Origin of the sequence: Colwellia sp., from assembly GCF_013214175.1 — a bacterium.
In the GTDB taxonomy this organism is placed as follows: Bacteria; Pseudomonadota; Gammaproteobacteria; order Enterobacterales; family Alteromonadaceae; genus Colwellia.
This window is the reverse complement of the sequence record NZ_JABSPA010000016.1, coordinates 1-12,677: the sequence shown is the minus strand read 5'-3', so window position 1 is coordinate 12,677 and position 12,677 is coordinate 1. Positions and strand designations below refer to the sequence as shown.

The 12,677-nt window shown below is 36.9% G+C and carries 20 protein-coding genes and 2 pseudogenes; 2 read left to right on the top strand and 20 right to left on the bottom strand.

The window, feature by feature from the left end:
• Positions 1-190: 190 nt before the first annotated feature.
• The 11 genes from hspQ to HRT55_RS20840 all read right to left on the bottom strand — a co-directional run bounded on the left by hspQ (position 191) and on the right by HRT55_RS20840 (position 5,343).
• Positions 191-520, bottom strand: a complete 330-nt coding sequence (gene hspQ, locus HRT55_RS20885; protein WP_291624377.1) for a heat shock protein HspQ — start codon at positions 518-520, stop codon at positions 191-193.
• Between the two features lie 37 nt (positions 521-557).
• Positions 558-962, bottom strand: coding sequence for a GNAT family N-acetyltransferase (locus tag HRT55_RS20880; RefSeq protein WP_291624376.1), 405 nt, complete (start codon positions 960-962; stop codon positions 558-560).
• 93 nt (positions 963-1,055) lie between these two features.
• Entirely contained in the window at positions 1,056-1,547 is a 492-nt protein-coding gene (locus tag HRT55_RS20875; protein WP_291624374.1) for a DUF6622 family protein, read from the bottom strand.
• A gap of 137 nt (positions 1,548-1,684) precedes the next feature.
• The gene (locus tag HRT55_RS20870; protein ID WP_291624372.1) at positions 1,685-1,939 is read right to left on the bottom strand and encodes a hypothetical protein; all 255 of its coding nucleotides are present in this window, start codon (positions 1,937-1,939) and stop codon (positions 1,685-1,687) included.
• A gap of 118 nt (positions 1,940-2,057) precedes the next feature.
• Positions 2,058-2,255: a CPXCG motif-containing cysteine-rich protein gene (locus tag HRT55_RS20865; protein WP_291624370.1), complete on the bottom strand. Its 198-nt coding sequence runs from the start codon at positions 2,253-2,255 to the stop codon at positions 2,058-2,060.
• 75 nt (positions 2,256-2,330) lie between these two features.
• A complete protein-coding gene (locus tag HRT55_RS20860) occupies positions 2,331-2,906 on the bottom strand; it encodes a YdeI family protein (RefSeq protein WP_291624368.1) in 576 nt (191 codons plus the stop codon).
• A 127-nt stretch (positions 2,907-3,033) separates the two neighbouring features.
• On the bottom strand, positions 3,034-3,276 hold the full coding sequence (locus HRT55_RS21005; RefSeq protein ID WP_367241228.1) for a DUF6868 family protein: 243 nt from the start codon (positions 3,274-3,276) through the stop codon (positions 3,034-3,036).
• Positions 3,277-3,337: 61 nt separating this feature from the next.
• Positions 3,338-3,910 carry an undecaprenyl-diphosphatase gene (locus HRT55_RS20855; protein WP_291624366.1) on the bottom strand — a complete coding sequence of 191 codons (573 nt, stop codon included), beginning with the start codon at positions 3,908-3,910 and terminating at the stop codon, positions 3,338-3,340.
• A gap of 145 nt (positions 3,911-4,055) precedes the next feature.
• Positions 4,056-4,418: a hypothetical protein gene (locus HRT55_RS20850; protein WP_291624365.1), complete on the bottom strand. Its 363-nt coding sequence runs from the start codon at positions 4,416-4,418 to the stop codon at positions 4,056-4,058.
• Between the two features lie 136 nt (positions 4,419-4,554).
• The gene (locus HRT55_RS20845; RefSeq protein ID WP_291624363.1) at positions 4,555-4,935 is read right to left on the bottom strand and encodes a VOC family protein; all 381 of its coding nucleotides are present in this window, start codon (positions 4,933-4,935) and stop codon (positions 4,555-4,557) included.
• 84 nt (positions 4,936-5,019) lie between these two features.
• Complete coding sequence (locus tag HRT55_RS20840; protein ID WP_291617112.1) at positions 5,020-5,343, bottom strand: 50S ribosome-binding protein YggL; 324 nt, start codon at positions 5,341-5,343, stop codon at positions 5,020-5,022.
• A 333-nt stretch (positions 5,344-5,676) separates the two neighbouring features.
• Between HRT55_RS20840 and HRT55_RS20835 the strand changes: the two are divergent.
• A pseudogene (locus HRT55_RS20835) lies at positions 5,677-5,864 on the top strand (IS110 family transposase); the annotation flags it as partial.
• A 152-nt stretch (positions 5,865-6,016) separates the two neighbouring features.
• Here HRT55_RS20835 and HRT55_RS20830 read toward each other — a convergent pair.
• From HRT55_RS20830 to HRT55_RS20820, 3 genes are all read right to left on the bottom strand, one after another.
• Positions 6,017-6,331, bottom strand: a complete 315-nt coding sequence (locus tag HRT55_RS20830; protein WP_291624361.1) for a DUF2834 domain-containing protein — start codon at positions 6,329-6,331, stop codon at positions 6,017-6,019.
• Between the two features lie 115 nt (positions 6,332-6,446).
• Entirely contained in the window at positions 6,447-6,827 is a 381-nt protein-coding gene (locus tag HRT55_RS20825) for a RidA family protein (protein WP_291617107.1), read from the bottom strand.
• 117 nt (positions 6,828-6,944) lie between these two features.
• The gene (locus HRT55_RS20820; RefSeq protein WP_291617105.1) at positions 6,945-7,358 is read right to left on the bottom strand and encodes a GFA family protein; all 414 of its coding nucleotides are present in this window, start codon (positions 7,356-7,358) and stop codon (positions 6,945-6,947) included.
• Between the two features lie 63 nt (positions 7,359-7,421).
• Between HRT55_RS20820 and HRT55_RS20815 the strand changes: the two are divergent.
• A pseudogene (locus tag HRT55_RS20815) lies at positions 7,422-7,570 on the top strand (IS110 family transposase); the annotation flags it as partial.
• Positions 7,571-7,985: 415 nt separating this feature from the next.
• Here the strand turns inward: HRT55_RS20815 and HRT55_RS20810 are convergent.
• The 6 genes from HRT55_RS20810 to HRT55_RS20785 all read right to left on the bottom strand — a co-directional run bounded on the left by HRT55_RS20810 (position 7,986) and on the right by HRT55_RS20785 (position 12,573).
• Positions 7,986-9,218, bottom strand: coding sequence for a DUF711 family protein (locus HRT55_RS20810; protein ID WP_291624360.1), 1,233 nt, complete (start codon positions 9,216-9,218; stop codon positions 7,986-7,988).
• 127 nt (positions 9,219-9,345) lie between these two features.
• On the bottom strand, positions 9,346-9,759 hold the full coding sequence (locus HRT55_RS20805; protein WP_291624359.1) for an NUDIX hydrolase: 414 nt from the start codon (positions 9,757-9,759) through the stop codon (positions 9,346-9,348).
• A gap of 118 nt (positions 9,760-9,877) precedes the next feature.
• Complete coding sequence (locus HRT55_RS20800; RefSeq protein WP_291624358.1) at positions 9,878-10,336, bottom strand: DUF3291 domain-containing protein; 459 nt, start codon at positions 10,334-10,336, stop codon at positions 9,878-9,880.
• 118 nt (positions 10,337-10,454) lie between these two features.
• On the bottom strand, positions 10,455-10,835 hold the full coding sequence (locus HRT55_RS20795) for an STAS/SEC14 domain-containing protein (protein WP_291624357.1): 381 nt from the start codon (positions 10,833-10,835) through the stop codon (positions 10,455-10,457).
• A gap of 115 nt (positions 10,836-10,950) precedes the next feature.
• A complete protein-coding gene (locus HRT55_RS20790; protein WP_291624355.1) occupies positions 10,951-12,138 on the bottom strand; it encodes an esterase in 1,188 nt (395 codons plus the stop codon).
• 132 nt (positions 12,139-12,270) lie between these two features.
• A complete protein-coding gene (locus HRT55_RS20785) occupies positions 12,271-12,573 on the bottom strand; it encodes a hypothetical protein (protein ID WP_291624353.1) in 303 nt (100 codons plus the stop codon).
• Positions 12,574-12,677: the final 104 nt, after the last annotated feature.

The following is a 12,677-nucleotide window of genomic DNA, read 5'->3' as shown; positions in this document are numbered from 1 at the left end:
TTCTTAGTCATATGTCACCTCATTGTTAGACGTAATCTAACTATAGAAGGTGTCCACTAATTATGGGTAACACTGACAACTAACGCCGCCATAAACGGCTAGTAATAATTGGCTAGCATGTGTAACCAAGTGGCATCGAGTCAAATGTTATGTTGTCCCGACTTTAATTATCTTGATAGTAGCGGCCACGTTAATTAATGGGTCTATTGCTAATGTATCGACCATTTTCAAACGTTGAAAAATATTGTTTAATCTCGGGGTGGCTGATAGCTTCCAAAATATCATCAGGCGCTAAGTTTTGCTCAGCAACATAAGTTGAATGTAAACTGCCATGAACTAATACACTATACCAAGGCTTATTTTTTGGCGGTCGAGACTTCGCTACTTGTTCATACCAATCATCAGTCAATTGAAAGTTCAGGTCAACATCGACAATAACGCCACGATAGCCAAAAAGTTGATGGTGAATTAAATCGCCAATAGAATACTTTGCATTAATTATTTTAGTTACCGTTCCCATACACTTTTCTCCATGGTCTAGCTGATTAGTCAACTTACTATAAAGCAACTTCCATTTTAAAATAAGCAACATCTGCTTTATAAAAGCGCTCACTACATTTATACATACCAAAACGTTTATAAAGACCTAATGCAGTTTCTCTAGCATCGCACCAGAAATACTCTATCTGAGATCCATTGAGGTAATTAATAATATGCGCTAATAGTTTTGAACCAATTCCTTGGTTTTGATAACGTTCATCAGTAGCGAATTTCCTTAAACGTGCTTTGTTATGATTTACATAAACAGAAGCGACACAAACAACTGCCCCATTAATAAAAACACCAAAATGCAAACCCTCGGGGTCGCCATCAATATGGCAAAACTCGGGTGGTTTACTTGGCCATAATACGCTGTGACGAAGTGGAATTGTTTGCTGCCAAGGAATGGTTCGAATTTCCATGTAAATTTGTTGAGCCTCTGATGGTATCTAATGTTTAATGAACGAAAAAATCGCCAACTGGAAATTTTCCGTTTAATTGCCTTGGTAAACGTTTTACACGGCTGCTTTACTTGTTTTAAACATTACAAAACTACGAGATAGAAAAACACCACTAAAAGCACCGTAAAGCAAACAGAGCGATACTACAAAAAGATGTTCATTTACGACGGGTAATTCTCTAGCAACAGCAAAACCAACAAAATATTTAGTGAAGAAAATACCCATCATAAAAAATAAAGGAACCAAACTACCTGGAATTTTCAATTTGTTACTTTGCACAGAGAAACTTACTAGCTTCGGGTAAGCTAATTTTAAGCCTATCACTAAAGTTATCGCTAAACCTACAAACCAAAGGCTAATCGTGAACCAAGAAAGTCCAAAAACAGAAGACACACCAAAAAATGAGAATAAGATCATTGCTATAGGCAGTATAAAAATTGTTTTTACTTTTACTACACGCTCCTTACTTTGGATAAAGCCTAAAGCAAGTAAAGTAAAAAAAACTGCAAAGACCCATGTAGGGGTATGGCTAATTAACTCTGACAACGGCTATATCCTTTTGAAACGTATATCGCCCTAATAAAGGACAAAAATTGTTGGCTAAAATGAGAAACGCAGTGGAACGTAGCCAACGGTTACCTGTCATTGTTTATTTTCTTGTTATATAGCCGTTAAACACGACCCTAACTTGTGGTTTTCTTCGTTACCGCAACCTTGGCAGAAATAGCTAAACCAACACCCGTTATTAGAGAAAGCATAGCAAGACCAAACATTGCATTATCTTGAGATTTAAAAGCTAAAAGATAGATACTTAACGCAACAAAGAGTATACCGACTAAAAAGAAAGCTTTGGGATGGGAAGTTATCAGCCCAGGTGGTTTTGCTGCTTTAGGTTTAGTGTGAGCTGAAGCTTTTCGTTTGTGCTTATTTGTAGGCATCGACAATTCCTTAGGTCTTATTACGCCCTGTTAATGGGCAAAATTTAGTTGGCTAAAATGTTTGATGAACGAAAAATAGCCGACTGTTTTTTCCGTTTGAAGTTCTGTTATGTATTTATTAAAACACATCATCTTCGCTATAAATACTAACGGCAAGCTCACCATTAACACTTTCAGAAACCAAGACGTTTATCGGCTTACAACATACTTGGCAATCTTCAATATACTGTTGTTCTATATAGGGTGAATCAATTAAAATTTTAATCGTTTCACCACAATAAGGGCAACCTATAGATTTCTCAGTTAATTGATTCAACTTTTACCAACTGTTTTGTGTCCGTTTAACTAACTTGTATGGGTAATACATACATCTTGTTATGCCCTATTCCATTTATTTAGGCTTTTCTTGGTTAACAAGTATGTTCATAAATTTTGCAAACCGCCTTTGTCTGGTTTCAGCTTTCTTCGCACTTATCAATCCGTACGCTATTACATAGCGACTCGATTTATTGAGAGTTTCAAAAAACTCTTTAACATTCGGCTTGCTCTCCAGTGCAACTAGAAAATCTGAGGGTACATCCATTTCACTTACCACATAGGCATTTTCCCAACGACCGTCCGCTTTCGCTGCACGAACATGCATTAGCCCTGATTCCTTCATCCGGCCCTCACTTATCAAACGTTCTACATGCTCAGTGTTCCTTTTAGACCAGTTGCTTCGTGCTTTTCTGGGAGTAATGCGCTGAAGATAGGCTTGGTCATCGATTGACTTCTTAATACCATCGATCCAACCCCAGCATAGAACCTCGATCACTACATCATTCCAAGTCACACTCTGAATATCAGTATTTTTCTTGTATATCTTCACCCACAATTCACTTTCAGTGGCGTAATTCACCTTAATCCATTGGTTGAGATCTTTCGGTGTTGCAAATGTCATGATTTTCAGTGGATCTGGTTCAGGCATCAAGTGAGATTCTCTACGGCATAACGCTTACATAAGCGGAAATTTATAGTTGGCTAAAATGTGCGAGGAACGAAGCTCAGCCAACTGTTGCGTGTCCCGTCTTTATTGGGTTTATGATGAATAGCCACTAAACCATCAGTGTTAAAGCTATATATGGCGCCAAATTAAAAATGAGGATTCCTATTTTGTAATTTGCCATGTATGAAAAGTACAACGAAGGTAATTTTGCAGCACTTACACCAGTCAATTTACTATGTGTATTGATAGCGAAGTCTTTAAATATGAAAAGGAGTATTGCTGCGAACGCTAAAATCACCATATTTATAGCAGTACACCAACCTAAGAAAGTCGTAATTTGATTAATATCCATAGTAGATTAATTCTCCGTAAATTTGCTTCAAGATATCGCCCTAATAAATGAGCAACTGTTTTTAGTCCTGCTTGATTGCCTTGCCAGGCATTTTTTTAACCAACTGATTCAATAAGATACTTGTTTTCTTCTGTGATTTAAACACAATCACAGAAGAAAATATTGAAACCAAAATAGCACCTAATATATCTAGAGGAAAGTGCACGCCACCAAAAACTCTAGAAAAGCCACTAATTAAGCTACACCCGCATAAAACTATACCTATGACTCTTGTTGTTTTATTAAATAACAACATTACAGATATAGAAAAAATAAAAGTCGTATGATCAGATGGGAATGAAGAATCCGGAGCATGCTCGATTAACTGCGTACCTAGATTATCTACAAACGGACGTGGGTGATAATAAAAAAGAGAAATAACATAACTAGTTAGCATTCCAAGCAACACAGAAAGCCCAGAGTTGAAGCTCGATTTTTTTCTTTCTATATTTCCGTCAAACCAAAGGTACACCATTATGAGCATAAAAAAGTAAGGCATTACCTCTGCAGTACCTATTAAAACTGCATCTAAAATACTACTTTTGCCTGCATATTGATTTATAAATAGAAAAGTTGATACGTTGAATGCTTCCATTTAACTAACTCGTAGCTCCGTTGAATGCCTAACTAAGCTCAGAATGGCTAAGTAATAGTTGGCTAAACGTTGTGAGAAACGAAGCACAGCCAACTGTTGCATGTCCTGTATTAATTGCCTTGTAATAATTGCCTTGTATAAACGTTTACTGAAATAGGGCAAAAATTCTTTTGTCTGAATGTTGCAAATAAGCATATTTTAACTCTAATAAATGTCCAACTAAATCCATAGAATTAACCTTTGTATTTTCCCATGAACCTTCTTCTGACCAATAACCCGCTATATCTTTAAGCTTATTATCATTAATTGTTGCTAATTCTTCAGAGAAGCTTAGCGGTAACAACCAGAGGCTATCACTTAAAGCAGAGCTCGCGCATTTGAAGCAACTTAGTAAATCACCAATGTGGTCTTTGGTAAAGTTACCACCACCCAAAATTAATGATTCCGGAATGTCTTCAAAACTACTAAAATCACAGTCATTATTTGCTGCGAAGAATATTACGTCCAAACTCAATCCTTTAGGTATTTAAACGCCCTAATAATGGGCTAAAATTGTTGGTTAAAAAGTTGAGGATCGAAAACAGCCAACTGAAAATCTACCCTCTTCAGTGCCTTGTTATGGCCCTTTTACGATAATTGCAAGATCAATCTATCCGATGAAGTGCACAAATTTTATTATTTGAAGGATCTCGTAAATAAGCTAAATATATTTTTCCAATCGCTCCCTCACGTACCCCAGGAAGATCTTCACAAGCAGTGCCGCCATTTGCAATGCCAGCTGCGTACCAAGCATCAGCTATATCAGAGGTCTTTGCTGAGAAACCAATAGTAGAGCCATTACCATGGCATGCAGGCTCGCCATTTATAGGCTTAGTGAGCGCCAAAACACCACTTTTAGTAAAATAAAAGCACCGTCCTTTTTCGTCGATCACACCAGGTTCGTAACCCATGGTTGCTAAAATAGCATCGTAAAAAACTTTCGATTCTTGCACGTCATTTGCACCAATCATTATATGACTGAACATTTTATTTCTCCTAGGTAGAAAGATAGATAGACCGAGCTCACTAAGGTCTATTGACGAGAGATAGGCTCCTATCTGTTATTTGCCCTAGCTAGCGTCTACAAGCTCACCAATATTAAATTCTGAAACAACACTTTGGCCTTTCAACCAATTAGAGATGCTTGATATGTCCGATTCAGTAACTGAACCATAGCGTTCATGAGAAGAAATAAATCCGGCAAAGGAAGTCAGATCCCCGCCACCGCCAATACACAAATTTAGCGTATTAACATAAACAAAAAATTCATCCATTATTGTTGCTAATTCATCCTCATTCTTACAAGTTAAATTACAATCTAATTCAACTCCTTTAACAGCAAATTCATCTAAATAAAGCTTTTTTCTTAATCTACGTGATTTTCCAGAGTGCATAATTTTTCCTTGGGATATAGCGCCCACATTAACGGGCTAAATAATTGTTGGCCATAATTGTGAACGGAGTGAACGCGGCCAACTGTTGCGTGTCACGTTGAATTGCTTGTATGGATAATACATCCATCTTTTTATTATTTTAAAACCGTTTAGGTAAAGTGAGGCCCAAGCGTTGGCTGCAACCAATGCCTTTTTATACGGTAGTTCGATTGAATGTAGGCTCCTCAATTGAGATACCGATAACAAGATGGAACGCCGTATAAAACGCCAAGCACTTAACCCGGATAGTCAACTGGGTTTCGAGCCCGAATAACAAAGCAGAGTGAGCTTATTATGAATAGCATAAATAATCAAAATGAAATTAACGTTAGTGTCTATACAGGTAAACTCAACTCGACATTTACATACGGCCTTTAGACATAAAATTTGTTGTTAGTAACGACGAAAGCGGCATTGAAGAAGCCATTAACGAAATAAAAAAACACAAGGTAACTCGTGTTGTCATCGAAGCAACAGGACGATTTAATCCTTGGTTAAAATGTGTAGCGAAGCGAAACGCAGGCAATTTTGTCCACTTTGATTGGCTTATACATCTATAGCGCGTAACTTTTTGGCTAAAATAAGCGACACAGAATAAAAAACCAACTGTTATTTGTCCTGATTAATTTGCTTGTTATATTTTGGTTGTCTCTGCAATTGGTTTTAAAGCTAGGTAAAGTAACGGGCCAATTGATACAAACACTAAAGTCAGCAGTGCAAAAGGTAGTAAGTGTACAATTGATTTCCCTAACTTTTTGCAATCTTGATACATCCAGACTATGGCTAAGAATGCCATAATGTATAGATCAAAAACGACTTGTGCTGTATCTGGACTAGAAATTAACTGGTATCCAAAGCTTAACAATGATTGTTGAGCAATTGACATTGTATAAGCTGTGTAACCAGTGAAAAGAAGTAATAATATTACTGATGTTATTCGAAGGTTCAAACGAGTTTCCTTTTGCCAGATTTTGCTAAAATATACCGCTTTGCTAAGCGGCTAAAATGTGAAGCGGAGCGAAACGCAGCCAACTGTCGCGTGTCCCTTCTTAATTGGCTTATAACTACGTTACTACACAATCAACTTCTGTCTCGACTAGCCATTGTTGATCGATGAATCGACTAACCTCAACAAAAGTACAGGCTGGTTTAATAGTAGAGAATAACTCTCCATGAGCTTGTGCAGCTTCCTTCCAACGAGATATATCGGTAAGCATTATTCGAGTTCGGATAACATCTCGTATACTACCTCCTGCTTCTTTTATAGCGAGAATTGAGAGTTCAAGGCAGTGCTTTGTTTGACTGTAGACATCACCAATATGAACTGTTTTACCATTATCTAATGGAGCAGTACCAGAAACGGAAATAAAGTTATCAATTCTACATGCCCGAGAGAAGCCTATTGGCTCTTCGAGGTGAGAACCTGAACTGACAATTTTTCTCATAAGATCCCTAGTAGTTATAACGCCCAAATTAATGGGCAAATAATAGCTGGTTAAAATAAGCGACGCTGGAGCAGAAACCAACTGTTATTTGTCCTGTTTGAAATTCTTGTTATATTTTTAACCCGCCGACTCATAACCTGAGTGTTCTGGAGCTTCAATGCCAGCTGTAAACCACCCAGCTTTCTCACTACAAAATATTTGAGCTTTGGGAGTTAATGATGGTTCCGCATCAAGACTACCTGCTGGGACAACTAAACATTCACCACTTTGTGATTCATGTGGTAATCCAGAGCCACATATAGAACAAAAGACTTTAGTAAAAGCCCCCTCTTTATGGTCAAAACGAACTATTTTATTAGACCCACTTAACCATTCGATATTACCTATTGTGGTCAGCAAATTAGACGCATGTGAAGAACCTGATACTTTTCGGCATTGCTCACAATGGCAAAAGTAAAAGTTATCGAAACTGTCATTAACAGTAAATTTTACAGTTCCGCATAAACAACCACCTGAAATTTTACGAACCATACTGATTCCTTGTACAAAGTTAAAATGAAAACATAGACACAATGACTCCCACGAGAGGCTAGCATGATAAAACATAACATACTTTTCATTGGCTTAGAAACCCATAAAACATTTACCGAAGTGGCTTACATTGAAGATCAACGTGGTACAAAACCACTCACTTAGGTAAAATTCTCAGTAATAAAGCCGTACAGGCATTGCGTAGGCTTAGGTTATTAGTGACGGCCATTACTCGACAAATAATTGCCTACATTTGGGCTATCTCCCGTGAAGTTGTTTTGCCTGTGGTTGATGTGAAGTTACGTTTAGTAAGGATGCCTGCATGAATAATGTCTTAAAAAAAGTTTTGATTTAGCGCATGAAGTCAAACATCGGGTGTGGTACAACCACCGATGCCGTTAGGATGGCAATAGCCTAACGGCTATTGAACCACGAATAGAAACTGAAGACAGGTGCCACGACGAAATGAGTAAGGAACGGTGTATTTAACTTGCCGTGGGGAGTCATACCAACGCCTCATTAAGAGGCTGTTCATTGTTTACTACAATGTGCAGCGGAGCGGAACCGAGCAAGCTATTTTTTATCCTTTTGAATGACTTGAATGGATAATTGTATACTCACCTTTAATTAAGGGACGGCAAGAACCGCACAATTACAAAGGTCATCACTCTCAAAAGAAGTTAAATCACCGGCATTGAGTCCTGGAACGGGAAATAGACGGACAGTTAGAGGTTTATTTAAACGATATGCCATTGTTCCTGTATCTCTCATTAACGCCGAAATTTTCTCTGCTGGTGTATTACCCGGTATTGGCACTGTATCTAATCCTATGCCGCATACTGAGCTGTATGTTAATAAGGAACGTATATCAAAATGCGAATTGATACTGCCTTTAGCAAGTCCTGTATCCTCAGTTAACGCAAGCATTAATCCAGAAAAACCAACAAGATCAACACCTTTAATTGATTTAAAAACCTTAGTCAGTAATGATGAGGCTTCAACAGTACCCGATGCTCCAAAATATTCAACGCCCATTAGTTCATAAAGTTCCACCATGCTCGCACAATCTTTAGAAGGAGCAGCAGAGCTATCAAACCCTGAAAATACATATGATTTATCACAGTTTGAATGTTGAATTATATTATTAATATTGGTTATGTGGTGTTGTAAAGCCCCACTCATTCCTTCGTAGTAGCCTTTAAATTTCTCATTGTGACCTTGTTTACCATTAATCTGGTTGCAATTAGTGAGTACATTAACCAGTAAATCAGGTGTTTCTAGACCAATAACAAATCTATTTCCTAATTCTTTACGATGGTAACTTGCTGGAAAGTAAGGAATGAGAGGATCACAATTAAAATTAACTGTAAAATTGAAGTTACCTTCACCCCTAGGTGTTATCGAGCTAATCCGCTGAACTGCTTTCACTGAATGTTGAATTAAATTATTATCTAACACCCCAAACTCATCAAGACTAACATTTACACATACATTGCATAAATCGCCAAATTCCTTGATCAGCTCTGGTAGCAGTTCTATTTCCTCTTTTGATCTAGCCTCGCCAATAGCAAATCGAATTCTCATGCCTGATTGATTTGAAGCAGTTAACAACGCATTTAAATAACTAAGGTCAGCTTTAGCATTCTCTAAATTATCAGTATTTAAATACTCCCCAAAAGGGTTGGTAACAATTCTAATTGATTGAACAGTATAATCTCGAGCCTTGAATTCTTCTGCCAAATTTAAACAGAAATTTGAAGCACCTTTTATTTTATCATCCCAACTTTCTTTATTGTTATCCAAAGATAGAAAGGTTGTTATCGTTCGTATCTTACAAAGTTCTTTGCTTTTATATGTCAATTTAAACTTCCTACTGAAATAATAAACGGGTGATCTAACGCCCACATTAACGGGCTAAGTAATTGTGGGTCATAGTTTTAAACGGAGTGAGCGCGGCCAACTGTTGAGTGTCACGCTGAATTGCCTGTTAGACAACCCCCTTGAGGGCTGGGTACTCTTTTAACAAGTTAATAAGCGGCAAAAATAAAGGTTCTGGAACTTCGTCTAGTTTGCACCACTTCCATTGCTTACATTTATCAGGCTCCATTATTTGAGGCTCACCTTCATCACATGACGCTATAACAAACAACGTCACATAGTGCTTATTCTCTTTTTCGAAAATATCATTGGTAAAGCCAAGTTTGGTTATAGAGTTTACGACTAAACCAGTCTCTTCCAAAGTTTCACGCTTTGCACATTCCTCGATACTCTCGCCTAGCTCTAAATGCCCGCCTGGAGTTGCCCATGTATGTGCTCCATGAGAGCCAATTCGTTCACCAAGCAAAATGCAGTTATCCTTGAGAATGACTGTAGCAACTCCCACACGTACTTCTTTATTCACTGTATATTCCTCTTCAGATAACTGTTGCCTAACGCCCTAATAACGGGCTAAACAATTAGTTGGCTAAAATGTAAAATGGAACGCAGCCAACCGAATTTTGTCCAGTATAAACAGCTTGTTAGACAATACTCTCTGTATACTCTGCAATGCTGTAATTACTTTTGAAAGAAAATGCATTGGGTGTTTCGCCATTTTTTCGTAAGTATTCTAGTTTTTCTAGGGCTTCTTCAACTGTAGGGATATGACCTACCGGAACCCACCATAAAACATAACTCTCCTTGGGTATATTATGAAACCACTCCTTTTTACGACGAAGAAAATCTCTATGATGAGTTTTGAATATAAAATTTTTCAGAGCATCCACTGAATCCCAGACGGACATATTTACGATAATATTAGGATCTGAAAAAACTTGAATATCAGTAGCATCTCCACTTTCGTCCTTCAAGCGCCAAATAAAACCACTACTTGATTCAGCGGTGTTATTAACGGGTTCTAAATTATCTACGAATTCTTTAATTTCAGGAGCTTCTAAAGAGTATTTAACTTTAGCAATATTCAATTGTGCAAGATGCATATGGATCCTCCGTGATGCCTAACGCCCTCGTTAAGGGCTTTTGATTAGTTTGCTAAATTTGTACAGCAAAGCGGAACTAAGCAAACTGTAAAAATGCCTGCTTTAACTACTAGTTATATTATTTTTTTAACCAAGTTGTAGCATCAGTTAGATTATCGAAGTACTTTATTTCTCCTGAAATAAACCAAGAGCCAACCTTAGCCGCTATTTCCTGCCAATTTTTATTACCGTATATGGCAACTTTATTAAATTCGTTGTTATGTTTAAGCCCAATCTTGAAATCATCCCAAACAGCTCTTAACTCCCAACCTTCTAATTCTGTACCATCTATCAAGACATCAACTTTAGGCTCTCTTACTGATTCTAAAGCCGAATCTAATAAGGGGGTTATTACTTCATAATCAGCATGAGTAAGTTTCCCAACAGCTTTTAAGGAAAGAAAAAAGTTACTATCAACTCTTTCAATACCAATCGAAATACCATGTTTTACAGAATTCATGAGTGACTCTCCAAATAATATAAAGCCCAAATAATAGGCTAAGTAATTGTTAGCTAAAATGTTGAGGAACGAAAAACCTAACTATTTTTGTCCTGCTTGATTGGCTTAGAAGCGCTTATTCACCAACATCATTTAATTTTTCTATATATTCATCGAGATATTGTTTGTGCTTATTTTGATGCCAAACAATCATTGATTTAGATTTTTCTACAGCTTGAGTTTGGTATTTAACCGCCTTGTTAACATCTCCGAGATCAGCATATGCCTTTGCTAAAGATGATAATGCATATGCTGATTCTGGATAGAGTGCGGCTGTTCTTTGATATATAGTTAATCCTTTTTGGGAATCACTTGCCATTAATGATTTTGCTAGTGCCTTTAAAGAACCCTCTGCAGAAATATCGAAACCATATTTTTTATCAGAAATTAGAGCGTAATAATCAATTATTGCTTGAGCCCCATTTATAGAAATTTCAGAATCAGCTTTGAGATCGGTATGAATATCATTAAAAAGAGCTTCAATGCCGTTTACAATAGAAATTATTGGTTGTGACATATAATTACTCTTATTATTACGATGAACTTGCCAATCAAGAGTACTTGGTGAAGAGGCTTTCAACGCTTTTTCAAATAAATCAAAAGACGGTAGATTAGCTTGTTCATATTGATGATTACCTGTGGCAAGGTATAAAAATCTCATTTGATCATCTTTTGAGGCTAGTTTTATTTTTGATTCTGACGTTATTAAACCAAAATCATTCGCCAATGATGGGCTAGAAATAATATATGCATTAAATAGTTTAGGGCGATTTAGTAAAGTGAATAACCCTAATGCTCCATTTCCCATAAAGCCGCTGTAAATTTTAAATCCATTTGTTCGATATTTTTCATCTATAGCGTTTAGTAGATCATGCTCAAAATAATCGAGCATTGTTTGATTGCTCGGTTCACTTACAATTTGCTCAAATAATTTTGCAAATTCAGGATTATAATTTGCCGGAGTAATTACAATTGATTCAAGCCAAGGCCACTCACCGTTATGACTTAACCAATCATGTAAACCGCTAAGGTAAGGTTGGCTGCGAGGATGTAAATCAAAAATCACAAAGTATTTTTTATCTTTTCCCTTTGCCTCACTATAACTTTTAGGCAATGTAACATTGTATTCAATTGCCTCTTTAAAATATTTAGATTTTACTTTAAGTGACTGAATTGGATTGAGCTCTTTGACATCTGTTGCTTCCACAACTATTGAATGCAAACCAATCAAAAAAACTAGGCTAGTAACAAATATTTTAATCATTATAATTCCTTTAATTATGCACAAAACCAAGAGTGCGCTTCTAACGCCGCGATAAGCGGAAAATTACTGTTGGCTAAAATGTTTGAGGAACGAAAAACAGCCAACTGTCCATTTAAGCAACTTGTTATACGTTTATAACGCGGTTCTTTGCTCTGTTAAACTTAAACGTTTATGTGAGCTAAAAACATGCTGCTTTGAATTATTTAAATTTAAAAACACATCCATTTCTACAGAGATTAAAGCAGACTTTGGGTAAACTTCTAAAATGCCATGATCTCCAAGACTTGCTGATAAAAGAGCTACTTTACCATTAGCTATAAAGCTTGAGTCTTGGTCACGAAAGTCGCCATCTACATATAACTTGGCTCCACGAGTCCATGTATTAACAATTTTAATTGAGTGATTTTTAACGTTGAATTGAAACTCTTTTCTCATTTTTAAAACTCCATTTTTGAAATACGTTGGTGTTACCCATAAAAAGTAGACACTGGTTATGCGCCAATGCGCTCATATTCAGCCGGACTGACATAGCCCAACGC